The sequence below is a fragment of the Sorangium sp. So ce131 genome, assembly GCF_051519095.1.
GTDB lineage: Bacteria > Myxococcota_A > Polyangia > Polyangiales > Polyangiaceae > Sorangium.
Map to the genome: position 1 here is coordinate 8,967,670 of NZ_CP150455.1, position 25,340 is coordinate 8,993,009.

The 25,340-nt window shown below is 71.0% G+C and carries 14 protein-coding genes; 8 read left to right on the forward strand and 6 right to left on the reverse strand.

What is annotated here, in order from left to right; translation table 11 throughout:
• Positions 1-81 precede the first annotated feature (81 nt).
• Positions 82-3,732: a hybrid sensor histidine kinase/response regulator gene (locus WMF43_RS32330; RefSeq protein ID WP_437670674.1), complete on the forward strand. Its 3,651-nt coding sequence runs from the start codon at positions 82-84 to the stop codon at positions 3,730-3,732.
• A 175-nt stretch (positions 3,733-3,907) separates the two neighbouring features.
• Complete coding sequence (locus tag WMF43_RS32335; RefSeq protein ID WP_437670676.1) at positions 3,908-4,267, forward strand: S-adenosylmethionine decarboxylase family protein; 360 nt, start codon at positions 3,908-3,910, stop codon at positions 4,265-4,267.
• A gap of 232 nt (positions 4,268-4,499) precedes the next feature.
• Here the strand turns inward: WMF43_RS32335 and WMF43_RS32340 are convergent, their stop codons facing one another.
• Positions 4,500-5,924: a peptide MFS transporter gene (locus WMF43_RS32340; RefSeq protein WP_437670677.1), complete on the reverse strand. Its 1,425-nt coding sequence runs from the start codon at positions 5,922-5,924 to the stop codon at positions 4,500-4,502.
• 634 nt (positions 5,925-6,558) lie between these two features.
• Here WMF43_RS32340 and WMF43_RS32345 point away from each other — a divergent pair.
• Positions 6,559-7,695, forward strand: a complete 1,137-nt coding sequence (locus WMF43_RS32345) for a hypothetical protein (protein ID WP_437670679.1) — start codon at positions 6,559-6,561, stop codon at positions 7,693-7,695.
• Between the two features lie 199 nt (positions 7,696-7,894).
• Positions 7,895-9,427 (forward strand): ATP-binding protein, encoded by a 1,533-nt coding sequence (locus WMF43_RS32350; protein ID WP_437670681.1) that lies wholly within the window; start codon positions 7,895-7,897, stop codon positions 9,425-9,427.
• A gap of 212 nt (positions 9,428-9,639) precedes the next feature.
• Here WMF43_RS32350 and WMF43_RS32355 read toward each other — a convergent pair whose 3' ends face one another.
• From WMF43_RS32355 to mukF, 4 genes are read right to left on the reverse strand one after another with little or no spacing between them, the layout of a single operon-like run.
• Positions 9,640-10,608: a Wadjet anti-phage system protein JetD domain-containing protein gene (locus WMF43_RS32355; protein ID WP_437670683.1), complete on the reverse strand. Its 969-nt coding sequence runs from the start codon at positions 10,606-10,608 to the stop codon at positions 9,640-9,642.
• Complete coding sequence (gene mukB, locus WMF43_RS32360; protein WP_437670685.1) at positions 10,608-15,029, reverse strand: chromosome partition protein MukB; 4,422 nt, start codon at positions 15,027-15,029, stop codon at positions 10,608-10,610. Before mukB ends, WMF43_RS32355 begins: the two co-directional genes overlap by 1 nt.
• Complete coding sequence (locus tag WMF43_RS32365) at positions 15,026-15,715, reverse strand: chromosome partition protein MukE (RefSeq protein ID WP_437670687.1); 690 nt, start codon at positions 15,713-15,715, stop codon at positions 15,026-15,028. Before WMF43_RS32365 ends, mukB begins: the two co-directional genes overlap by 4 nt.
• Entirely contained in the window at positions 15,712-17,037 is a 1,326-nt protein-coding gene (gene mukF / locus WMF43_RS32370) for a chromosome partition protein MukF (protein WP_437670688.1), read from the reverse strand. The genes WMF43_RS32365 and mukF overlap by 4 nt, the downstream gene beginning before the upstream one ends.
• A gap of 603 nt (positions 17,038-17,640) precedes the next feature.
• Between mukF and WMF43_RS32375 the strand changes: the two genes are divergently transcribed.
• Positions 17,641-18,036 (forward strand): hypothetical protein, encoded by a 396-nt coding sequence (locus WMF43_RS32375; RefSeq protein WP_437670690.1) that lies wholly within the window; start codon positions 17,641-17,643, stop codon positions 18,034-18,036.
• Between the two features lie 521 nt (positions 18,037-18,557).
• Here the strand turns inward: WMF43_RS32375 and WMF43_RS32380 are convergent.
• Positions 18,558-18,893: a DUF6968 family protein gene (locus WMF43_RS32380; RefSeq protein WP_437670692.1), complete on the reverse strand. Its 336-nt coding sequence runs from the start codon at positions 18,891-18,893 to the stop codon at positions 18,558-18,560.
• 872 nt (positions 18,894-19,765) lie between these two features.
• Between WMF43_RS32380 and cas6 the strand changes: the two genes are divergently transcribed.
• From cas6 to WMF43_RS32395, 3 genes are all read left to right on the forward strand, one after another.
• Positions 19,766-20,686 carry a CRISPR system precrRNA processing endoribonuclease RAMP protein Cas6 gene (gene cas6 / locus WMF43_RS32385; protein ID WP_437670694.1) on the forward strand — a complete coding sequence of 307 codons (921 nt, stop codon included), beginning with the start codon at positions 19,766-19,768 and terminating at the stop codon, positions 20,684-20,686.
• A 2,561-nt stretch (positions 20,687-23,247) separates the two neighbouring features.
• Positions 23,248-23,559: a hypothetical protein gene (locus WMF43_RS32390; protein WP_437670696.1), complete on the forward strand. Its 312-nt coding sequence runs from the start codon at positions 23,248-23,250 to the stop codon at positions 23,557-23,559.
• Positions 23,560-23,742: 183 nt separating this feature from the next.
• Positions 23,743-25,083, forward strand: a complete 1,341-nt coding sequence (locus WMF43_RS32395) for an endo-1,4-beta-glucanase (protein ID WP_437670698.1) — start codon at positions 23,743-23,745, stop codon at positions 25,081-25,083.
• Positions 25,084-25,340 lie beyond the last annotated feature (257 nt).

A 25,340-nucleotide genomic window follows, 5' to 3' on the forward strand; every position in this document is an offset into this window, starting at 1 on the left:
ACGCTCCGGCCAGGGCGCGCCGGGCGGCGGTGGAACACCCTGGCAAGAGCGCCCGGGCGCGGCGGCGCGGAGCGGCAGACCATGCAGGTCATTCACACCATCGTCAAGGAGAGGCGCGAGTACAACAGCCTGGTCGCCAACGCGACCATGGAGGACTACTCGCTGCGTTATGCGCCGAGATCGTTCCGGAAATGGTCCCCGGCGCTCCTCGCCAACACGGCGCTCGGCGGGATCTCGTTCCTGGCGCTGGAGGCCATCGGCGGCTCGCTGGTCGTCAATTACGGATTCACGAACTCGTTCTGGGCGATCCTGGTCTGCAGCGCCATCATCTTCCTCACGGGGCTGCCGATCACGTACTACTCGGCGACCTACAACCTCGACATGGACCTCCTCACGCGAGGGGCCGGGTTCGGCTACATCGGCTCGACGATCACGTCGGTCATCTACGCGTCGTTCACGTTCATCTTCTTCGCGCTCGAGGCCTCGATCATGGCCCAGGCCCTCGAGCTCTACTTCGGGCTGCCGCTCGTCCCCGGGTACCTCCTCTGCTCGGTGGTGATCATCCCGCTCGTGCTCTTCGGCGTGACCCTGATCAACAAGTTCCAGCTCTGGACCCAGCCGCTGTGGCTCGTCCTCATGGTGCTGCCGTTCATCTTCGTGCTCCGGAAGGATCCGGAGGCGCTGTCCGGCTGGGCCAGCTTCGCCGGCAAGTCGCCGAGCGGCAACACGTTCGACCCGCTCCTCTTCGGGCTCGCGGCGAACGTGAGCTTCTCCCTCGTCGTGCAGATCGGCGAGCAGGTCGACTACCTGCGGTTCATGCCGGACAAGACGAGATCGAACCGCCGCCTGTGGTGGACCGCGCTGATCCTGGCGGGGCCGGGGTGGATCGCGCTCGGGGGCGCCAAGCAGCTGGCCGGCGCCTTCCTCGCGTCGCTCGCGGTGAGGCACGGGTCGAGCGTGGACGCCGCGCTCCGGCCGGTGGTGATGTACGTGGCCGGCTACGAGCACGTGTTCTCGAGCCGCGGCCTCGCGCTCCTCGCGGCGACGGCGTTCGTCGTCGTCTCGCAGATGAAGATCAACGTCACCAACGCCTACGCCGGGTCGCTCGCGTGGTCGAACTTCTTCTCGCGGCTCACGCACCGGCACCCCGGTCGGGTCGTGTGGCTCGTGTTCAACGTGGCGATCGCGCTCCTCCTCATGATGTTCGGGGTCTTCCATACCCTGGAGAAGGTGCTCGCGATCTACTCCAACGTCGCGATCGCGTGGGTCGGCGCGATCGTGGCCGACCTCGTGGTCAACAAGCCCCTCGGCCTGAGCCCGCGAACCATCGAGTTCAAGCGGGCGCACCTCTACGACGTCAACCCGGTCGGCGTCGGCGCGATGGGCGTCGGCGCGGCGGCGTCCATGGTCTGCTTCGCCGGGCTGTTCGGCCCCGCCGCCGCGGCGTACTCCTCGTTCGTCGCGCTCGCCGTCGCGTTCGCGCTGTCCCCCGCGATCGCGTGGCTCACCAAGGGCAAATATTACATCGCCCGGCACAACACCCATTTCTCCAGCCGCAAGGACGACGGCATCACCCAGTGCTGCGTCTGCGAGCGCGGCTACGAGCCGCAGGACATGGCGTTCTGCCCCGTGTACGAGGGGGCGATCTGCTCGTTGTGCTGCACGCTCGACGCGCGCTGCCACGACGTGTGCAAGACGCGCGAGGCCGGGTCGTCCGCGCGCCGGGCGACGGCGCTCCGCGCCTTCATGGCGGAGCGGCTGTCGGCGCGGCTCTCGTCGCGGCTGCCGCGCTTCGCGCTCGTGTTCCTCGCCATGGCGGGCGGCGTCGCGGGGCTCTTCTGGCTGTTCTACTGGAACGCCAGCCTGACCCCCGAGGCAGAGGCGGAGGTCAGCGCCGCGTTCATCAAGCTGTACGCAGCGGTGGTGGTCCTCATCGGCGTCGGCGCGTGGTGGCTCGTCCTGTCCTGGGAGAGCCGGGAGCTCGTCGAGGAGGAGCTGGATCGCCAGAACGAGCAGCTGCAGGAGGAGGTCGTCCAGCACAGGAAGACGGAGCAGGCGCTGTCGCAGGCGATGGAGAGGGCCGAGCTCGTGAACCGGCAGCTCTCCGAGGCCAAGACACACGCGGAGGCCATGGCGAGGACGGCAGAGCGCGCGAACCTGGCGAAGAGCCAGTTCGTCGCCAACATGAGCCACGAGCTGCGGACGCCGCTCAACGCCATCCTGGGATACAGCGAGATGCTCCAGGAGGACGCGATCGACCTCGGCAACCAGGCGTTCGTGTCGGACCTGAAGAAGATCCACCAAGCCGGCGCCCACCTGCTCGGCCTGATCAACGACGTCCTCGACATGTCGAAGATCGAGGCGAGCCGGATGGAGCTCCACCCCGAGTCGTTCGAACTCCAGATCCTGCTCGACGAGGTCACCTCGACCGTGCGCCCGCTGGTCGCGCAGCACCGGAACACGCTGTCGGTCCACCGGCCCGACGGGCCGATCACCCTGCACGCGGACCCGAGGAGGATGCGGCAGATCCTCTACAACCTGCTCAGCAACGCGGCGAAGTTCACGGCGAACGGGGCCGTGCGGGTGCGGGTGACGCTCGACGGCGCGCCCGGCGGGCCGATCCTGCACCTCCAGGTCGAAGACGAGGGCATCGGGATGACGGAGGAGCAGCTGAAGCGGCTGTTCCAGCCCTTCGCCCAGGCCGACTCGTCGACGTCGCGCAGGTACGGCGGCACCGGGCTGGGCCTCATGATCACGAAGCGGCTCGTCGAGCTGATGGGCGGCACCATCGAGGTGAGGAGCCAGAGCGGCGAGGGCTCGACGTTCAGCGTGCGGCTGCCGCTCGTGGCGAGGCCCGGCGAGGCGGCCCCGCGGAACGGGGCGGCGGACGGCGACGGTCGCGCCGTCGTCGAGGGGTGGACGCCGAGTCCTGGGGACGTGCACCGGCTCGTCCTCGTGGTGGACGACGACGCGACGGTGCGCGACCTGCTCCAGCGGCACATCGAGGCGCTCGGCCACCACGTGGCGCTCGCGGCGGGCGGGAAGGAGGCGCTGCACCTCGCCGGCAAGCTGTTCCCCGACGTCATCACCCTGGACCTGCTGATGCCCGAGATGGATGGCTGGCGGGTGCTCTCGGTCCTCAAGTCGACGCCGGCGCTCGCGTCGATCCCCGTGGTCGTCATCTCGATCGTCGAGGAGCGGGGCATCGGGTATTCCCTCGGGGCCGCGGACTACATCACCAAGCCGGTGGAGCGCGAGGCCCTGGAGCGCGCGCTCGCGCGCTGCGCGCTCCGGGACGGGCGCAGCCCGCGCGTCCTGGTGGTCGAGGACGACACGTCGAGCCGGGAGGTGCTCGAGGCGATGCTGCGCCGGTCGGGCTGCGGCGCGTTGCCGGCGGCGAACGGGCGGGTCGCGCTCGACCTCCTGGAGAGCGGCGCGGAGGTCCCCGACGCGGCCATCGTCGATCTGATGATGCCGGAGATGGACGGGTTCGAGCTGATCGAGCGGCTGCGCGTCGACGCGCGCTGGCGCCGGATGCCGCTGATCGTGCTCACGGCCAAGGAGATCACGGACGACGACCGCGCGCGGCTGCGCGTGGGCACGGAGAAGGTGTTCCAGAAGGGCCAGCTCGGCCTCCAGGAGGTGCTGAACGAGGTCCGCCTCTGCATCGAGGCCGAGGACCGGGCCGGCGCCGTCCGGGCCGCGGAGCCGACCGGAGCGCCCGGGAGGTGAGCTCGGCGGACCGGCGCGCGCGGGCCGGCGCGTGGGATCCCTCCCGCCCGCGCCCTTCCGCGCGCGAGGCGCGCGCCGCCACGGGTCGGGCCGGCTCTGATTCCGGCCCCGCGCCGCCCGCCCTCGGCTACCCTGCACGCCTGCGCGCCGCCGTCGCCGCGCGCCCTGCCCACGGATGCGGTTGTACGTCGCCCTCGCCTACTTCGAAGGCTGTCCCTTCGACTTCCTGAACAGCCCCGCCGCGCTCCGCGGCGCGCTGGAGGCGGCCGTCGCCGCCGGGCCGTTCACCCTGCTCGAGGTCGTGGTCGTCCCGTTCTCGCCGCACGGCATCACCGCGTGCGCCGTCGTGGGCGAGTCGCACGTGGCGCTGCACTCCTGGCCCGAGTCGGGGCGGCTCTTCGTCGACGTCGCCTCGTGCAGCACGCTGGAGAGCGTCCGCCGCGCCGTGGCCGCCATCGGGAGCGCGCTGCCCGAGGGGCGGCTCGCGACCCTCGACGAGCGGATCGTCGACCCCGGCGCCGCCCGCGCTCCCTGAGGCGGCAGGGAGAGCGGCGGTCACCCGCTTCGGATACGGGCCCATCTCGACGTTTTCGGTGCTCAGCGCACAGGAGTGCGCTTGCGCGCCGAAAACGCCGATCTGGGCCCGTCTCCTGTGCGGGTGACCGCCGCTCTGGGACGCATGTACCAGGAGGCGGCGGAAAAAAAACCGCTCTGGCGCGGCGCGCGCCGGTCGGGGGGCCGACGCGCGCGGCGTCAGGCGGCGCGCTTCACTGGCTGCCGATGATGCGGCGGAGCGGCTTGTTGAAGGCGAACATCGCGGCGCCGGCGCCGATGCCGAGCACGGTGAGCATCAGGAAGAACATGTCCTTCGACCAGCGCTCGTAGAAGATGCCGAGGTAACCGCTCAGCGTGTTGCCGAGGAAGCTCGAGATGAACCACATGCCCATCATCATCGACACGATCCGCACCGGCGAGACCTTGGTCACGAGCGACAGGCCGATCGGGGACAGGTAGAGCTCGCCGACCGTCAGCAGGAGCGTGCAGAAGAGCGGCCAGAACAGGCTGCCCTTGCCGTCGCCGACCGCCTGCGCGCCGAGGATCATCACGATGAACGAGAGGCCGAGGATCGTGCAGCCCATCGCCATCTTCGAGACGCTCGTCGGCTCGGTGCCGCGCCGCGCCTGCCAGCGCCAGAACATGTCGAGGAGCGGGGCGAGCACGATGATGCAGAGGGGGTTGAACGACTGGAACCACGTCGACGGGATCTGGAAGCCGAGGACGCTCGGCCACACCGTCTTCTCGTCGGCCCAGGTCTGCATCGTGTTGCCCTGCTGCTCGTAGACCGCCCAGAAGACGATGTTCAGCGCGCACAGCGCCACGAGCGCGCCGACGCGCTTCCACTCGTCGCTGGTGAGCGGGTGCTTCTGATCCCCGGCGCCCTCGGCCGTCTTCATCAGGTTGTCCTTGGCGAGGTACTTCTGCCCCATGATGTAGACGACGAGGCCAAGGCACATCCCGACGCCGGCGGCCGCGAAGCCGTAATGCCAGCCGTAGACGGCGGCCAGCGTGCCGCACACGAAGTTGCAGATGAAGGCGCCGAGGTTGATGCCCATGTAGAAGATGGTGAAGGCGCCGTCGCGGCGCGGATCACCCTTCGGGTACAGGCTGCCGACCTGCGTCGAGATGTTCGGCTTGAAGGCGCCGTTGCCGAGGATGAGCAGGAGAAGCGCGAGAAAGAACGAGTTCTCGAACGCCATGACGAAATGGCCCATGGCCATCAGGACGCCGCCGACCACCACGGTCCTGCGCTGCCCCCACACCCGGTCGGCCAGGATGCCGCCGAAGAGCGGCGTGAGGTAGACAAGACCCGTGTAGAGGCCGTAGAGCAGCGACGCCTGCTCGCCGGGCGCGCTCGGCAAGAGGCCCCGGATGAACTCCCAGCCGAGCACCGAACCCGGGTTTCCAGGGATGAGATCGCACGGCTGCGCGTGCTGACGGCACCCCTGGTACGCCTCGCGCGCGGTGACGAACAGGTAGTTCGCCATGTACAGCTTGAGCAGGCCGCGCATGCCGTAATACGAGAAGCGCTCCCACATCTCCGCGAAGAAGAGGATCACGAGCCCCGGGGGGTGCTTGAAGCGCCTCTCGAAAGCGGTGACAGGGAGGGCCGGTTCGGTTGCTTGCTCGCTCAATGCTACCTCTCCACGAGCTGGGACCACGCTGCGTGGTCGTCGGGCGATGCAGGGGATCGTAGGGGGCGCGGCCCCGGAACTGCGCGGATGCTAGACGATCCGCGGCGCCCGCGTCACGCCCTTGTTGCGCAAGGTGTCGACCCGGGCGAACGGGTGCGCCGCGTGGGCGCCCACGCCGGTGACCGGTGGCCGGTGGTCAGTCAGGTCGACGCCACGAAGCGCGGCCGCGCAGGGCGCGCCGAGCCGGCCGCGAGGGCAGCGCAGGGGTCGAGCGCGCCATGGTAGGACCTGCGGCGTGGGCCGGCGGCGCCATGACCCCGGCGGGGCGTGGAGAGGCCGGAGGGCAGCGGAGGCCGGAGGCCAGCGATACCGCTGAGGTCGGTTGCCCTGGAGCCGGCGTCGTGGAGACAGGCGGTGCCGGGGGCAGCGCAGGCGGCGCCGTGGGCGGCGCCCAGCCATGCGGCCGCCGGTGCCTGGACGGAGCGAGCGCGTGCTTGCGCGCCTGGACTCCTCGGAACACCGCGGCCGTCCGCGCGCGCGCCGCCCCGGCGGATTTCCGGACCACGCCGCGGCAGCAGGGGAGATCCACGTCGAGCGCTTCCGGTGGGCCGCCGGCCGCCGCAGATGCTCTGCAATGCGATCTCAGAACACCCGCTCCGTCCCGAGGGACAGGGCACGATCGAGGTGGTGGTTCCTGATTCCGTTCCTCCCGGGCTGCGCCGGGGACGGGCCCGCGCCGCCCGCGGCGTGCGCGCCCGGCGAGGAGCACTTTCGCGACCGGTGCGTCGCGCCGGCGGCCCGCTACGAGCCCGACGAGCGCATCGACCGGGACAACGTCGTCGCCTTCGGCGCGCCGCTCACGCGGCTCTCGCTGCCCGATCCGCCCCGCAGCGGGTTCAGGATCATCGCGCCGCCGCGCACCCTGCCGCCTGGAGCGGAGGCGACCTTCTGCCTCTCATGGCCCTTCCCCGCCATCGAGCACGAGACCGTCTATGCCGCGCGCGTCTACACGACGGCCGGCTTGCACCACAGCAACGTCATCGCCAAGCCGGTCGATCCGGACCTCGGGCCGAACCCGTACCCCGACTGCCACCCTGGCGCCGACGACCCGTACGGCGATCTGCCGGCGATCATCCCCGACGTCCTCTTCGCGAGCTCCACCCAGGTCGTCGGCCGCGAGACGGTCGTGTTCCCGCCCGGGATGGGCTTCACGCTCGACACGTCCCGCGAGATCGCGACGAACATCCACCTGCTCAACACGTCGCCCGAGGACGCCGTGATCGAGGTCGCCTACGACTTCTTCACGATGCCGCGCTCGGAGCGCGCCGAGGAGCTCGTGCCGTTCGTCATGAACATCAACGACTTCCTGGTCCCGCCGCGCGCCACCCGGAGCGTCGGCGCCACGTGCACGACGTTCGGCGGGAACATCGTCTCTCTCATGCCCCACACGCACCGCTACGCGGACGCCTTCGACGTCGACATCGTCCGCGAGCCCGGCGGCGAGGCGCGCCGCATCTACGAGGGCGGCGCGTTCGACCTGGAGGGCGATATCGCGGTGTACGAGCCGGCGATCGCGCTCGAGGCCGGCGACTCCATCCGGTATACGTGCAGGTTCCGGAACACCTCGGATCACGAGCTCAGGTTCGGGCTGGGCGACGACGAGATGTGCACGCTGTTCGGGTACATGTATCCGCCGGAGAAGCAGTTCGCGGCGGTCGCGATGGTCGACGGAGAGCCGTGCACGTCGTTCGGGATCGGGTTCTTCCGGTAGGCGCCGTTTCTGTCTCGAAGGCCGCTCCCGCTCGCCGCTGCGCGCTGCGGCCGCGCTCTCCAGCGGGTCCTTCGGCGGTGGGCCGCTCGGCGGTGGGCCGCCCGCGCTCCGGTCGCTCGCCACCGGGAGCGCCCCGCGGTACATAGAGCCCGTGCGGACCTTCAACATCGCCGGCCCATGCCGCCCGGAGCGACATTACATGGTCCCGGCCGGGCGCCGGCTGCCGGGGTTCGACGCGCTCGTGGACAAGCAAGCTTACTTCGTGGTCCACGCTCCACGCCAGACGGGGAAGACCACCACGATGAAGGCGCTCGCCCGGCGCCTCACGGAGGAAGGGCGGTATGCGGCGCTGCACTTCTCGTGCGAGACCGCGCGCGCCTTCCCCGAGGACGTCGAGCAGGCGGTGAAGGGGGTATGGCTCGCGGTCGAGAACGCCGCCCGCCTGGAGCTCGCGCCGGAGCTCCGGCCCCCCGCGCCGATCGAGGTGCCCGCCGCCGGGTACCTCCAGACCCAGCTCACGCGCTGGGCAGAGATCTGCCCACGCCCGCTGGTGATCGTGTTCGATGAGATCGACGCGCTCCTCGGCAATGGCCTCATCTCCGTGCTGAGCCAGCTCCGCGCGGGATTCCCGGACCGACCTGTCGCCTACCCCTGGTCGGTCGTGCTCTGCGGGGCGCGCGACGTCCGCGACTACAAGGTCGCGAGCGGCGGCGGTCCAGTCCGGATGGGCAGCTCGAGCCCTTTCAACATCAAGGAGGAGTCGCTCCGCCTCGGCGACTTCACGGAGGCCGAGGTCCGCGAGCTCTACGGGCAGCACACCGCCGAGACAGGGCAGCGTTTCCTCGAGGAAGCGCTCGCGCGGGCCTTCGAGCTCACCCAGGGGCAGCCGTGGCTGACGAACGCGCTGGCGCGGGAGGTCGTCGAGAAGATCGCGGTCCCCGCGGACCAGCCCATCACGGCCGCCCACATCGATGCAGCCAAGGAACGCGTGATCCTGGCGCGGGCGACGCACCTCGACTTGCTCCTCGCCCGCCTCGAGGAGGAGCGCGTGCGCCGCGTGCTTGAGCCGGTGCTCGCCGGGGAGCTGACGGGCGGCAAGACCTTCGACGCGGACTTCGAGCATGCGGTCGATCTCGGGCTTGTCGCTCGAGGGCTGCCGGTGCGGATCGCCAACCCTATTTACCGCGAGATCATCCTCCGCGTGCTCGCGAGCTCGGCCGAGGCGGCGATCGACGCCGAGCCGCAGCGCTACCGGACGACGGACGGGCACCTCGACGTGGACCGGCTGCTCCGCGGTTTTGCCGAGTTCTGGCGGCAGCACGGCGAGATCGTCGTGGAGCGGATCGATTACCAGGAGGCGGCGCCGCAGCTCGTCCTGATGGCGTTCTTGCACCGGGTGGTGAACGGGGGCGGCGTCCTCGAGCGCGAGGTCGGCGTGGGGCGCAAGCGGATCGACGTGCTCGTGCGGTGGCCGTATGTCGACGCGGCGGGGCGGCGCGCGGAGCAGCGCGTGGCGCTGGAGATCAAGGTCTGGCGCGACCGCGACAAGAAGGGAGATCCGCTGCACCAGGGGCTCGGCCAAATTGACGAGTACCTGCGCCGGCTCGGGCTCGACGAGGGGGTGCTGGCGATCTTCGATTGCAGGAGCGCGGCGGCGCCGATCGAGGAGCGGACGCGGTTCGAGGAGGCGACGACGCCGTCGGGACGGCGGGTAACGGTGCTGCGGGGGTAGGCGCGTCGGGGATCCCCGGGGGTGACCTGCGCGAGCAGGGGAGTCGCATCGGCGGTAGAACTATTTCATCCGGGATCCTGCGAACGAATATCTCGAGGGTGCCCTTCCCCACGACAGCGCCGATCCAACCCGGAATGCGCCAGCGACGCCGGCGATGTACGCGGACGGCGGGAGCTCGTGGCACGGTGGCTCGCCCCTGCGTTCATCTCCGGTCACACCATCGCCTCCAGCGCAGCCGTCGTTCGCGGGTCGACGGCGATCGGCTCCTGCTCCAGCCACAGGCCGCGCGCCGCGAGCCGCCGCACGAGATCGGGGGTGTCGCGCAGGTCGACGTCGGCCGGCCACGCGCCGCGATGGCCCTTCGCCTCGACGAGCTCTTCCCAGAACGGCGGCACGAACCAGCGGAGATCGGGGCGCACGCCGCGGAGGTGCTGGAAGATGCGGACGCCGTTGGGATCGAGGTCGCCGAAATGCACCACGGCAGCGTGCGTCAGGCGCTCGAGCAGCCGGGTGACGGTCGCCGTGTCCCACCCCGGGACGTGGGCGAAGAGCCAGCCCTCGATCGCCGTGAGATCGCAGAACGCCCCGAGGTTCTCGACGAGGAGCGCCGCGCGGACGGCCCCTTCGAGCGCGAGCCCCCCCTTCAACGCACGCTCGGGCAGCGACACCTCGCCCAGCACGGCGGCGACGGCCGCGAGATCGACCGCGCCGCGCGGCGTTCGGGCCACGAGGCCCTCCGGCGGCCGGAGCCTCACCGAGCCGTCGTGCATGGCCTCGACGTCGCCGAGGGCGGCGAGCCGCCGCCCGGTGAGCGCCGCCTTCGCATGAGGGGCGGCCAGCGCCGCAGCCGTCCGCCGGTTGAGCCGGTCCGGGAGCGCCGGCAGCCCTTCGGCGCGCCGCGCGTCCTCGAGCGCGGCCCAGCCGTCGGGCGTGGGCGGGAGGCCGCGCGCGGTCAGCTCCGCGAGCCCCGCGCCCCACGCCGGCCAGATCCGATCGAGGAGCGCCGCGAGCTCGCCGCGCCGGCCCTCGACGAGGCCGAGCTCGTCCCGCCGTCCGGTCCGCCTCGTCCAGGGCAGCTCGGCGAGGGCGTCCCACGCCGCGGCCTGCGCGCGGCGGCGCCTGAGCGCGCCGCGCACGAGGAGCTCGAGGAGCGCGAGCCGCTCCCCCGCCATGTGCCACATCACCCCTCGGCCCGCGTGCGCCGGCCGCTCACCAGCACCTCCTCACGCCCGTCCGGCGTGGTGCGGCGAACGAGGCGGTACGTGGTGTTGCCCTCCGCGCGAGCGACCTCGGGCGCGGCGATCAGGAGCTGCAGGTCGAGCGTCTGGCAGAGGTCGAAGAGCACGCCCAGGTTGTCGTGCGAGAGCCGGTTCGCCTCGTCGAGGAACAGGAAGCGGAGCGATCCGTGGGACTTCTTCCCCCTCAGCAGGGTCGCGTCGCGCTCCCACTCGGTCAGGACGACCATCATCAGCGCCGCCCCGACGCCGATGGCCTCGCCGGTCGACAGCCGCGTCGGGTTCGCGACCTCCCAGTCGGCCCCGGCCTTGCGGCGGATCTCGACCTGGAGGTGGACGTACTCGCGGTAGTCGAGCAGGCGCTGGCCGCCCGTCCGCCCGCCGCCGTAGCGGCGGAAGATCTCGTCGAGGGCCTCCTCGATCGGCATCTCCGCCTGGAACAGGAGCCCCTGCGCCGCGCCCTCGCGCAGCGCGCGCAGGACCTGCTCCATCCTCTCCACCGGGTTCAGGCGAACGCGGATCCCCTGGATGCTGCCGAAGCTCACGCCCTCGAGGTTCTTGCTGAGGCGCGTGACCTGTCCGCGCGCCTTGCGGATCTGGACGTCGATGCCGCGGGCCACGTCCTCGCTCGCGCCGCGCAGATCGCTCTCCTGGCGGGCGAGGCGCTCCTCGAGGCTGGAGAGCTGGTCGCGCAGGCGGAGCAGGGCGTCGCGCGGATCGTCGACCTCGGCCACCTGGGCCGGCAGCCGCCGGCGCAGCCAGTCGCGCACGGTGAGCCAGAGCTCGAGGTAGGCGTCGGCGAACGCGGCGTCCGAGGTGTCGCGCAGCACCTGGAGCTCGGCGAGCAGCGCGGCGCCCCCCTGCGCGGCGCGCAGCCGATCGAGGAGGAGCTCGCGCCGCGTCCTCGCCTCCTGCACGAGGTTCACATGGCCGCGCACGTCCCCCAGCTCGCCCGGCGCTCCGGCGAGCAGGCCGCCGAGGAGCCCGTGGCGCGCCGCGCGCTCCCGGAGGTCGTCCCACCGCTTCACCGCCGGCTCGGCCTCGCGGCGCTCGCTGGCGAGCTTCTCGTCCGCGTCCTTCACCCGCCCTTCCGCCTCGCGGAGGGCGCCCTCCTGGCCGCCGCGCGCCGTCAGAAGATCGTCGCGCCGCCGGTCGTGGGTGCGGAGCTCCTCCTCGAGCCGTGAGACCTCCCCGGCCGCCGCCGCGGCGGCCTGCTCGCTCGGCGACGGCACGCCGAGCTCCTCGAAGCGCTCGGCGGCCGCTGCGCGCTCCTGCGCGGCGACGCGCCGCCTTCCGTCGGCGTCCTGGAATCGCGCCGTGGCCTCGTCGAACCGCTCGTCCGCGCCGCGCGCGGCCGCCTCGGCCGCGCGGAGCTGTTCCTCGGCTTCACGCAGCTGCTCCTCGAGCGCCGGGACGAGCGCCTGGCCGTCGGCGAGCCTCCGCGGCGCCTCGTCCCAGCCGAGCGCCTCGACGTTCGCGCGCACGTAGGCGAGCGCGTCGATCCCGGCGTCGAGGCGCTCCCTCCGCGCCTTGAGCTCGAGGGCGCGCTCGCGCAGGCGCCCGACGTCGTCGTCGGACAGCGGCGGCTGGCGCAGCGTCGCGAGCTGCCGGTCGACGAGCTCCGCGTGCCGCCCCTGCGCGGCCACGCGCGCCTTCGCCGACAGCGCCGCCGCCCGCTCCGCCTCGAGCGCGCGGGCGCGCTCGCCCTGGTCGGGCGGATCGAGCAGCATCGCCTCGCCGAGGAGCGCGCGCAGCCCGTCGACGCGCGGCCGGAGCGCCCGCGCCGCCTCGGCGTGGCGCGCGGCCGCGACGCGGTGGCGCTCGAGCTGAGCTCCGGCCTCCCCGATCGCGCGCCTCGCGGCCGCGAGCGCCGGCGCCGGATCCCCCGCGAGCCACACGGCGTGCCCGGCGAGGAGGGCCTCGCCGTCCGCGGCGAGGCGCTCGATCTCCCGCCGGCGCGCGCTCGCCTCGTCGAGCGCGCGCGCCTCCGCCTCGGCCTGGCGGCGCAGGTCTGCGGCGCGCTCCTCCCGCGCGCGCCGGCCGAGGCGCGGGCGCGACGGGACGCGCGACACCCGCAGCGCGATCCCCTCGTCGACCGCGACGTCCCGCTCGCCGACCTCCACCGCGCTCCTCGCGGAGGCCAGCCCCTCGAGGTCCGCGTCGCGCGCGACGAGCAGCACGTCGGCGAGCGCATCCGGGCGCCCCGCGATCGCGCGGGCGGCGCCCTCCGGATCGTCTACGACCAGCGCCTGCGCGAGGCCTCCGAGGCGCGCCTCGAGCTCCGCGGCCTCTGCGAGCGCGACGTCCTCGAAGCCGAGCGCGACGAGCTCCGCGCCGAGCCGGTCCTTGAGCGCGAGCAGCTCGGGGGCGAACGGACCACCGGCCGAAAGGAGCTCCCGCGCCTCCCGCAGCAGCCGCTCCTGCGCCTCCCGGGCCAGCTCCTCGGACCTCCGCGCCGTCGCGAGCTGCTCCGCGAGCGCGGAGCGCGCGGCGTCGAGGGTCGCGCGGTCGGCCACCGCGACGCCGAGGTGCGCTCCCAGCCGAGCGGCCCGCGCGTCGTGCTCGCGCCACTCGGGCTCCTGCGCCGTGAGCTCGCGGCGCCGGGCCTCGAGGTCCTTCAGGAGGGCCTCCGTCGCAGCGGCCGCCGACCTCGCCGCCCGCTCCTGCTCTTCGTGGTCCGCGCGCTCCGCCTCGACCTCGCCGAGGAGCCGCCCGACGAGCGCCGCGGCCGGCTCGCCGGTGAGCGGTACGCCGAGCTGCTCCGCCTGACCGCGAGCGCGCGCCTGCCTCGCCTCGAGCCGGCGGGCCTCCCCGAGCTCTCCCTCGATGGCGGGGAGGCGCCCGGCGAGCGCGGCGAGCTCCCGGTGGCGCCGGAGGGCCTCGACGGCGGCGCCGTGCGCGCGCGACGTGTCGACCTCGCCGCCGGCGAGCGCGCGCAGCGCCTCCATCACCCCCGCGTGCCGCCTCCGGTGGTCGTCCGCGTCCGCGAGGCGGGTCGTCGCGTCGCGGCGCTCCCGGTCCGCGGCGTCGAGCTCGGCGCGGGCCGCCGCGAGGCGGCCGCCGAAGCCCTCCGGGGCGAGCGGCGCCGCGCCGAGGCACGCCTCGGCCTCGCGCAGGCGCCGGACGGCCTGGTGGTAGGCGCCGGCGCGGCGGTGCAGCTCCTCGATGCCCCGCTGCGCGTGCGCGAGCCCGCCCGCCGCCCGCTTGTAGCCCTCCTGTGCGCGACGGAGCTCCTCGCGCCGTCGCTCCCGCTCCTCGTCGGCCTCGGCGCGCGCGTGCGCCGCGGTCGCGGCCGCCTCCTCGGCGCCGCCGAGGGCGGCGGCGCACCGCTCGAGCGCGCCCGCCGCCGCGAGCGCCTGCCGCACCCGCGCGTGCCACGCGCGCGCGGACTCGAGCACCTGGCCGAGCGCTCCGCGCCGGCGCTCCAGCGCGTCGAGCTCGGCGACGGTCTCCTCGAGCGCGCCCCGCGCGGCGTCCAGCGCGCCGGCGGCCGCGGCGCGCGCCGCCTCCGCGTCGACCACGCGGCGCGACAGCTCATCCGCGCGCTCGCGGGTCGCGAGGAACGCCGCCGCGAACATCGCCTGGCCCGCCTCGAACACGCGGCCGATCTCCTGCTCGAGCCGCCGCGACTCCTGCACCTCGGTCCGCGTGCGCCGGCAGGCGTCGAGGTTGGCGCGCATGCGCTGGAGCGTGTCGGCGAGGCCGCCCTCTTCCTTGAGCAGGAAGGCGCGCAGCTCGGAGGTCAGCGCCCGCGAGATGCCGCCCGTCATGCTCGTCCGGAGCATCTCGTTCAGCTTGTTGCGCTCCTCGTCGGTGCCGAGGCGCAGCGGCGTCACGCCCTGATCGAAGAGCGCGGCGAAATAGTCGCGGGCCGACGCGAACGACTGCAGCCGCCCGCCGAGGCGCGCCGCGCTCTCGCGGAGCTCGGGCAGCTCGGGCACCACCTCGCTGTCGCCCTGGCTCACGAGCAGGAGGTCCTGGAGGCGGACGTCCTCGCCGAGCCCCGACACGACGAAGGGTGTCGGCTCGACGGACGGCTCGCCCTTGCGCTCCAGGTGGACGCCGGCGAGGAGCCGGCGCCCCGACGAGAGGACGACGTCGAGCGCGGCGTACGAGGGGCGGCCGGGCTCCCCGAGCCGCCCCCAGATGCCCTTGTCGCCGCCGGTGGCGCCCGTCTCGCCGAGGTTCGTGAAGCGCAGGCGCGACATGTCCGGCAGGAGGACCACGTACGCGGCGATCATCACCGTCGTCTTGCCGGCGCCGTTCGCGCCCTCGAGCGCCGTGACGTGGCGGTCGAGGAGGTACCGCTCGTAGAAGACCCCCTTCCAGTTGACGAGGGCGAGCGCCGCCGCGCGGGCGCGGCTCATCGGGCGGCCTCCTCGTCCGGGGCGGCGTCCTCCTCGGCGCCCGGCTCGTCGCCGCCGCTCGCGTCGCCGAGGAGCACCTCGCCCCGCGCGACGAGCCGCTCCAGCGCCGCGCCCCGGTCGCCGAGGCCGCGCACGGGCTCGGCGAAGCGCATCAAGGCCGGGCGCAGGCGGAGGCGCGCCTCGTCGAGGACGTCCACGAAGCCGAGATCCGCGAGCCGGCGCAGCGCCTCCCCGACCTGCGCGCGCACCGTCTCCGCGGCGACGCGCTCGTCGTACTTGCGCTTGCGCGGGCTCAGCGTGCGGACGAGGATCTCCGCGCCGACCAGGCCGGAGAGGCGCCCGAGGAGCGCCTCGCGCGCGACGAGCCCGCCGTGCTGGAGCGTCGCCGGGTCGAGGTAGAGGAGCGCGAGCGTCTGGCCGACGAGCATCTCCCCCGACGAGAGCTGCCTCCGCCCGAGCCGATCGCCCGAGGGGAGGAGGTAGAAGTACCCGTCGCTCTGCTGGACGAGCTCGCAGCCGAACCGCCGGTAGAACCCCTCGAGGAGCGCCTGCGCGTCGGCGAGGTAGTCGTAGGCGGTGCCGTCATCGCGGCCGATGTGCCGCCCGCGGCGCAGCATCAGGTCGACCTCGGGGAAGTGCTCGTCCGCGATCGCCGCTTCCAGCGTGAGGAAGGTCGAGTCCCTCACGGCGCACCCCTCCCCTCGACGGCCCAGTCCTCGATCTCGATCCGCTCGAGCACGTGCGCCCAGGGCCGCTCGCGCTCGCTCCGCACCCGCGCGCGGCGGGCGACCGCGGCGGCGATGCGCCCCGCCGCCGCGTAGCGCACGGGCTCGGGCAGGCCGGGGAGGACGCGCGCCGACACCGCGGCGAGCGTCGCCGCGCCCTCGTCCAGGGCCCGCTCGACGAGCGCCTCGATGTCCGCGACGAGGCGCTCGGGCTCGACCCACGCGGGGGCCGCCTCGCGATCGGCGCGAGGTCGCGCCACGGGTGGGCGCTCGACGCGGGCCTCGAGCGGACGGAGGAGCCGGATCGAGGGCGCGCGCGCCGTCACGAGATGGAAGGGGCGCGAGGGCCACGCGGCGAGCTGGTCGCGCAGGCGCTGGCTGAGCGCACGCTCGGGGTCGAGCCGCACGACGTCCCGCAGGTAGCGGTGCACGTACTGGTAGTACTCGGACCACGCCCGCTGCCGCGCGGCTCCCCACGCCGCGATCCGATCGACGTGCTCGATGACGCGCTGCACCGTCGCCTCGGCGTCGGCGTTCGCGGCGGAGATCGCGAGCGTCTGGATCTCCTGCAAGAGGGCGACGAAGTGGTTCGTGTCCCTGAGCAGGATCTCGTTCAGCTCTCGGAGCGTGCTGGTCGTCGTGTCGAGCAGGCTTTGGCAGCGGTCGACGGCGCTGAACCAGTCGGCCGACAGCAGGGTCGCGATCTCGGCCTGCACCTCTTCCTGCTGGGCGTCGAGGCCGCGCTGCCTGCGCTCGATGCCCGAGACGAGGTCGGCGACGGTGACGCGGAGCGGCCCCGCGACCGTGGCGCGCCACGCGCCGTCGCCCTCGGCCTTCCTCGCGGCGGCGAGGATCTCGGCGAGCTGCGCGCGGAGGGTGCCGGTGAGCAGGGTCAGGCTCTCGCGCGTGAGCGCCTCGTCGGCGAGGAAGTACTCGACGACCGCCGCCGCGAGCCTGGTGAGCGCGTATTCGCCCGCGCGCACGAGGCCGGCGCCGTCGACGCGCGCGAGCATCCGCTGCTCGCGGAGCCGCTGGATCGCGTGCGTCGCGCGCTTGCGCGGGTTCTCGGCGCCGGGCTCGACGACGTCGCAGACCTGCTCGAACAGGTCGACGAGGGCGTCCTCCTCGAAGGACGCCAGGGCCGCCTTGTCCGCGCGCAGGTAGAGCCCCGCGAGGAAGCAGAGGTCGACCGTCTTCAGGTCGAGGTTCACCCGGTCGCGCGCGAGGGAGGCGATGACGCGGCTGGGGTCGGCGGGAGGCCTGGTGTCGTGTCCTGGTTCCACGTACCCGTGACCGGCGATGGGGTGGCGGTCATAACGTGGAAGGGATGAAGGGTCAACGTGCCGCCGGGCATGATGGCCTGTCCCGGGGCAGCCCGGCGGGCGCGGCTGCGCCCCACCGCGCCTCCTTCGCTATCACCGCCGGCGACGCGCGCGACCTCGGCCGAGGGCCGGATGCCGCGTTGGCGGCGCGGAGACGTCGCCCGCCGTTCCCATTCCCAGGACCTTGTGGTGGCGTGTCCGCCGCGCGCCTCGGACTCAAGGGCAAACGCCATCGCGGGTGCGCCACATGAAGAAAACGGCCGACTGGGTGTCGCGGTGAGAATTTCCAACACGACAATGGAATGCGACGAAGACTGCGCGCAGGGCTCGATCCCTCCACCTCGATGGCGGATGGAGGCGAGCTCGTGTTCGTCCCACGACCCACGCTCCAACAGGCATGCGGAGCGCCCCATCGGACGAGCGTCCTGAAAGGGATTCCGGCGGTCGCCGTCGCGGAATGACAAATTCGTCGACGGCTCCGGAATGCATGGCCCTGTCCGATCCGGCGCCGATTGAGCTTCGCGCGCGCATTGGGCGTCGCATCCGCTGTACGCTGCGGTCTGGATGCGCGAGAGGGTGTGCGCGCTGGAGACCTCCGCGCTCGTGGCTCGGCTCGAGCAGCTCGGTATCCGGGTGGACCACGACAGGTTCATCGCGGAGACGCCGCGGTTCGGCTCCGCCGTGCGGTGGGCTCGAGAGACATGGCTCCCGTTCGCTCCGGCTCACGCCGACGTGCATGCGCGCGACTTCGTCGCCCTTGCCGCGTGCGAGCTCTGGAAGCGCTGGCGCCCCGAGCCGCAGTCGCAGGAGGGGCTGCACGAGCTGCTGCTGCTCGGTGAGGATCACGCGGATCGTCATGACGACATCACGGCGACGGAGCACTGGATCCGCTTCTGGAGGTGTCTCCGGCCGCTGCTCACGCCCCACTCGTCTGCGATCGTGCCGAGGTGCTGTACGTGACGGGGGAGCGAATCGAGGCGGAGCGCATCCTGCGCGAGCAGATCGAGGCGCCCCCACGAGCGCAGGAGCCTACGTCAGGCTGGCCGAGCTCTGGGCCCCGCACGGAAGCGAGGATCGCGAAGCGATCACCCGCTCCCTCGCGCTCCTTGCTCAGGCAGCCGCGCGACCCGTCAAGGACGCCGCCGACTGGGATCTCGCCGCCCGCGTCAAGGAGCTGCGGACGCAGCTCCGGGCGTGCGGCGGTGACACAGGCAAGGCGGTCACGGCGTAGGCAGCGCATACACCACGGCGCGGTGCGCCGTGGTCGTGTGTTACCTGACGGTGAGCTCGCCGCGCGGGCGAGGCCCGCCTCTATCACCGCGCAGTAACGTCCGCCTGCTCAGTTTCCGGCTGCGCAGCATGCAGACTCGGACCCGGGGTCCGCCCGCCGGCCGGTGCGGGCAACGTGGTCGAGCTCGCCGGCCTGTGTTTCGACATCCCGACCCGGGGGTCGGCGCAGCATCGAGGCGCCTCGCGTACCACTACGTGGAGCGCTGCTTACCTGGCGTCGGCTTCGTCAGTAGCGGAATAGCCGGAAACCAGTGCCAGTCGTCCCCTTGGGCGCTCACCTGACCCAATGTGCCGAGGCCGTCCATCAGGATCGGTATCATGTGCAGCGCGCCGTACAAAGCTTGAAACGCATCTAGCCCTGACCCATGAGAGCGCGTGACCTCGCTACCCGGTCCTCGGATTTCAAAATCAACTTCCCAGCCGCGCTCATGCCTGAACTCCGGCTTCCACAGCAGAACACGGATCGCTTCTTCGGCACCGTCCGGCCGCTTCAGCGTGAGCTCTCGCTCTGCGATGGGGATCTGCATGCGCCGATGGTGCCACCGTCCTCGGCATCGTCAAGCGTCCGTCCTCTGCATACCGCAAGACACCTCCCGTTGCCGAACGTGCGTGCTCTGTCGCGCACTTTCCGGTGCTTACGTGGAATTCTCTCCGAGCAATACAGTTCCCATCGTTCATCGAGCGTTCTGCACGCGTTTTCGCAAGTGACAAATCGGCACGCGGCAACAGCCCTTGCGCGACCTTCATTGTGCTCGGCATGGCATTACCGTTTCGTCCTGGGAGGCGCCACCAGAGCGCCGCACATGAGTTGCCACACGTCCGCTCCATCGTTTACTGCGTTGTCGCATCGTGCTTGTGATGTACGTTCGGGTTCCGGATCCTCTGCTGCGAGTGCTCCAGGTCGAAGGGCACACAACAGCGTGGACGTTGCGAGCGCGGTTTTGAGCATGGCCTGTCCCCCGCTCGCTTATATGAAGCGCAGGTGTGGGAGCGGGAGGGGCATGCGGATTAGGGCGCCTTGCACGGTACCTATGTCCCCGTGAGACTGCCAGGTTATCCACTTGCGACCCGCGGGCTGGAGATATCCGCGGCCACGGCAGCGCGGGAGCGCGTCCTCGCGAGCACTGGCGTCGCCGAGCTGGACCGCTGGATCCGCCGGAGGGCTGTCATCCGCGCCGCCTCTTCGCGCGTTCTCGCGACTTTCGCGACCGGCTCTGCCGCGCGGGCGATCTGGTGAGCGCGGCCTGGTATCGCCCCGCTCCCGCGGTGCTGCCCGGCCCGTGGCAGCTCGCCGCCCAGGCCGTGCTCGGCAGGAGCCCCGTGAGCCGCCGAGGCACCGCTCCTTGACCCTCTTCCCGCGCGTCCCCCGATGGGCCACCCTCGCGCCATGAGGCTCCCCGTGACCGAGCTCGAGGCCGCCTACCGCCCCACCGGCGACTTCCGCCTCCCCCACCACAGCGGGAGCCTCCTGCGCGGCCTCCTCGGCCGCGCCCTCCGGCAGACCGGCTGCGCCATCTCCGACGAGCCCTGCCGCGCCGCGTGTCTCCGCCCGGGTCGCTGCACCTATTCGCGCCTCTTCGACCCTCCCCTCCCGGAGCCGCTTCCTCACCGGCTGCTGCGCGGCGCCACCGAGGCGCCTCCGCCCTTGCTCCCCCTCATTCCCCGCCCCGGCGAGACGCACGCCGATCCCCTCGTCCTCGGCGTTCGTGTGCTCGGCACGCTCGGCGACGACGACCTGCAGCGGCTGATCGCCGCCCTCATGGACATCCCGACCCTCCGGCTCGGCTCTGCCGAGGACCGGATCGAGATCGAGCAGCTCCGCCGGCGTCGCGAGCGCGACTGCACCCTCGAGATCGCCCCCGGCGAGCCGCGACAGGGCCAGCTGCGGGTCACCTTCGAGACGCCGGCGTGGCTCACGCACAAGGGTCGACTCCACACCGCGGCCGACCTCGACTTCTCGTCGCTCTTCCGCCACGTCTATCGTCGGCTGACCACGCTCTGCGCTCTTTACGGCGAGCTCCGTCCCGAGGACGAGGCACGCTTCTCGGAGCTCGATCGGCTCGCCGCGTCCGTGCGGGTTGCCGCCGCGGATCTCCGCGCCGTCCGGTGGGAGCGCCATTCCTGGGAGCGCGAGGCGCGTCACCCCATGATGGGGCTCCTCGGCTCGCTGCTCCTCGAGGGCGCTGTCGGCGTCTTCCAGCCGCTCCTGGAGGCAGCGGCGCTCACCTTCATAGGGAAGTGCACGAGCCATGGCCTGGGGCGGATGCGCATCGAGGTCCCGGACCTCCCGGCGCCGCCGCCACGACGATCTCGTGCGTGAGCGGCTCGCCCGCTATTCCTGAACGTGGATCTCGCGCCATCGGTGCGTTCCAGGGCGTGAGGATCCGACGCGACGACAGCAAGTAGGCATCAGCAGGGGTCAGACCTCTTCAGTGCCTTCTGAGCAGGCATGTCTCGTTCGGAGCAAATCGATCCTCCGCAACGCGAACACCGGCGACGTCTCAAATGCCCTTTGAGCAGGCATGTCTCGTTCGGGGCCTCGGCTGCTGGACAGGGCTCACCGGCCCTGGAAGGGCTTGTTTCAATTCCCTTTAGGCAGGCATGTCTCGTTCGGGGCGCTCGGAGCTCAGCGCCTCATTAAAGCGTTGAACAACGCCGTTTCAATGCCCTTTAAGCAGACATGTCTCGTTCGGGAGATTTTCGATGGGATGATCTGCCCCATGGTGGACCTGTTTCAATGCCCTTTGAGCAGGCACGTCTCGCTCGGGAGGCTCAGAAGTTCGCGGGCGACACTTTCGAATACAGCCTCTGGTTTCAATGCCATTTAAGCAGACATGTCTCGCTCGGGCAAGAGATGTAGCGTGAACCGGCGAGCGACCGTGCCATGGTTTCAATGCCCTTTAAGCAGGCATGTCTCGCTCGGGAGTTGAGCCACTTTTTCCCGCGTTCCTGCCCCCAAATCCCTATTTCAATGCCCTTTAAGCAGGCATGTCTCGCTCGGGGGATATTTTCAAGGTCTCTATCAGTGATTCCCGCATGTTGTTTCAATGCCCTTTAAGCAGGCATGTCTCGCTCGGGGCCGTGGGCGGATATCCCCGCCTACGACTTTCTACCGACCTGGTTTCAATGCCCTTTAAGCAGGCATGTCTCGCTCGGGTGATCGGCGCCTTCCTGCGGCCCGGGACACTGCACTCTCGTTTCAATGCCCTTTAAGCAGGCATGTCTCGCTCGGGGAAGATCCATTCCAGAGGAAGAGCGATCCCAACAAGCTGCTGTTTCAATGCCCTTTAAGCAGGCATGTCTCGCTCGGGCGCGAAACCAGGATCTACAAGGATTTTGGTCATTTTGTTTCAATGCCCTTTAAGCAGGCATGTCTCGCTCGGGCAGCAGAAACACAAAGCTTATGCGGAGTTCAGGAAGGCTGTTTCAATGCCCTTTAAGCAGGCATGTCTCTGTCTCGCTCGGTGCGTGGCACAGATCGGACTCTCCTATGCTAGGGCGGCTCAGTGTTTCAATGCCCTTTAAGCAGACATGTCTCGCTCGGGATTTTGCTTGCTATTGATAGCATGCATTCTGGGGTTCGTTTCAATGCCCTTTAAGCAGGCATGTCTCGCTCGGGTGGCGGAAAGAAGGAGGGCAACTATGTCCTTGTATAAAGGGTTTCAATGCCCTTTAAGCAGGCATGTCTCGCTCGGGCTCCGGTTTCGGGGGCGCGGGAGATTGCTGTGAATAATGTGTTTCAATGCCCTTTAAGCAGGCATGTCTCGCTCGGGTTCCCCTATGCAGGGACAGAGGGAAATGTCGCCGTATTTCAATGCCCTTTAAGCAGGCATGTCTCGCTCGGGACAAATCGCAGTTGGGATCATCATGGGGCCCAGGGTCCTGTTTCAATGCCCTTTAAGCAGGCATGTCTCGCTCGGGAGACCCCTCCAAATCCATAACCATTTCAACCACTTACAGGCAGCATTCCGCTAACCCCTCGCGAACGCAGCGTTCGCTCGCTTCACTTCCGCTCGTCCGACACGGACCACCACCCAAAAATCTTAGTAATTTCGCCCGCTTACGCGATCCGCTAACCCCCCGCCTCAAAACGCCTCTTCCCCGGTTAGCGTCAGCGGCCGACATCTGCCTTGTCAAGGAGCAGGCCCCGCGCCCTCCGTACGGCAGTGTCACCGGAGAACGCTCGGCCGTCAAGTCCCACCTGCCGCGCTCGACCGCCCGACATCCCACCACCGGCCCGGCCGGCGGCGCTTGGCCGCTCCTCCTCTGGTCTCCACCACACTCTTCCAGCTGCTCGCCGAGCCCTTGCGTCACCTCGCCGCTCCCCGTCCGCCCGTCCTTAACTCTCTCGGTCCCCGCAGCAGGCAGACCTCACGCGACGGACACGACCGCAGGACAGAACCGAAGCCGTCGACGCAAAGAGGAGGCCAGGCCTCACGGGGTGCTACTCGCCAGGGGGGCAACGGCCGCGCCGCCCGAGCCGGGAGCTCGTTACATCGTGGAGAGAGCACGAAGCTCATCGAGGCACCCCCTCGATCAACCAACGCAACGAGATGGCTTGAGCCGAGCCTTCCCCGCGCAGCGCCCCCCGCCTCGCCCGCCCCAGGCGCGCGCTACCCCCGCGCCCTCCCGCGCGCTACGTTCCCCGCCGTGAGCGCACCTCGTTCTTCCGGCCCCCGCACTGCGCTGCTCCTCTCCCTGCCCGTGCTCGCCGTCGCCGGGGCGGCCTTCCTTATCCTGAGCGGCAGCGACCGCCCCGAGCCTCCCCCAGCTCGGCCTGCAACCGCGGAGTCCCGCGCGACCCCGCCGCCCGAGAAAGCCGAAACGTCATCTCCCGCACAGCCGCCCCCGGCGGCCTCCGCCCCTCCGGAGGCCGCTGCAATGCAGGCAGAGGTTTCTCCTGACAGGGATCCGGAGTCCCTCGTCATCGAGCGGATGCGCGCCGCGTTATCGCAGAACGCCGAGGAGGTGCTCCGGCTCGACGACGCCGCCTCGCGCGACTTCGGCGCCGACAGCCCGCGCGTCGCCGAGCGGGGCCTGCTCCGCGTGCGCGCGCTCGTGCGCATGGATCGCATCGGCGAGGCCCGCAGCTTCGCGGAGGACCTCGTCGAACGGTATCCTGACGACCCGTCCGCAAAGAGTGCTGCGGCCTACATGGGTATTCACCCGAGGCCGCGCGGGCCGTCCCGCTGAGCCGCGCCGCCGCGGGGTCGCGCCCGAGCATGCTTGTAACGAGAGCGGATCATTTCACCACAACCGCTGAGCCGGGGGCTCGCCGCCAGACCAGGACGTTGCGCAGCAGTTTACGCGCCGAGTCACTGAACCGCTTAAGATTTCGGCTGGTAAATCGAGCGTCTCTTCGCGATAATCCCCTGCATGAAAACTTGGCTTCTCCTCGGGGCTCTCCAGCTCTCTCTGGTCGGAATCGGATGTGGCGGCACGCTCGACGGCGTCAACGACGACGGCGACGGCGGCGGCACGGCGTCGAGCGGCAGCGGCGAACCTGCCGGGAGCGGCAGCGGCGGCCCGGCGTCGAGCGGCAGCGGCGGCCCCGCGGCCACCGGCACCGGCGGCGGGTCTGGACCTGGCCCCGGAGGAACGGGCAGCGGCGGCCCCGCGTCGAGCGGCAGCGGCGGCCCCGTGACCACCGGCGGCGGGCCGGATCCGGGCAACACCTGCACCGAGGTGGACTCCTGTCCGTTCGAGGCCGGGGTCGAGATCGATTGCCGCAAGCGCTTCATGTACGGCGTGAACTACGCCTGGCGCGACTTCGGCGCCGACTTCAGCGGGCAGCGCCAGTGGAGCCAGGCCGGCGTCTCGGGCAAGCGGGACCGCGTGCTCGCGGACCTGCGCGACATGCGCGCGCACGGCGTCGATGTCGTCCGCTGGTGGATCTACCCGCGCATCTACGGCGACGCGCTCGTGATGGACGGGCAGGGCAACCCGACCGGGCTCGGCGGCACCTCGACCCAGGACATCCTGGCGGCGCTCGAGCTCGCCGATCAGGCCGAGGTCAACCTGATGTTCACGCTCTTCTCCTTCGACGGCTTCTACAAGACCTCACACAACCCGCCGAGCGGGCTGTCCGTCGCGAGCCTCGGGCCCATCGTCGCGGACGCGTCGCGGCGCGCCCGGCTCATCGAGAACGTCGTCCGGCCGATCGCGCGGACGGTCGCGTCGAGCCCGCACCGGCACCGCAATGTGGCGTGGGACGTCATCAACGAGCCCGAGTGGGCGATGACCGGGCCGAGCCTCTACGGCGGGGACCCCGCGTTCGAGGGGGACGCCAGCAAGTTCGACCTCGTCACACACGCGCAGATGGAGGCGCTCGCCAAGGAGTCGGCCGCCGTGCTGCGGGCGGAGACGGGCACACCCGTGAGCGTCGGCAGCGCCGCGATCAAGTGGGGCCAGGCGTGGACCCACGCGGACGTCGACTTCTACCAGGTCCACATGTACGGGTGGGTCAACGAGTGGTACCCGTACAACACGCCGCTCTCCGAGTTCAACCTCACCGACAAACCCGTCGTCATGGGCGAGTTCCCCATCAACCTGGTGGACATGGACGTCCAGTACGACAGGTTCGTGAGCGACCTCTACAACATCGGGTACGCGGGCGCGCTCTCCTGGTCATACACCGACGGGAACTTCCCGTGGGCGCCCGCGCGCAACGCGGTGAAGGCGTTCGCCGATCAGCACGCGTGCGAGACGCGCTACTGAGAAACGACCGCTGAGCTCGACAGGCACGCGGCTCCCCCGCGCCGCCACCCAATCCGAGCTCAGCTGTCATGCCGAGCACTCGTCCTGGACGGCGCTCGTTTCTGTCGCGCTGGCGGGATGTTTCACATCCTGGACGGTTTACGTTTCTCCCTTGTGACAGGCTGCCTCAGTGTGGCGCGTTGACACGACATCGGTCGGCGCGTCGCTCGTGAGCTCGCCTCGATTCGTGGATGCTGGTTGGCTGGTCGCACGGGCAC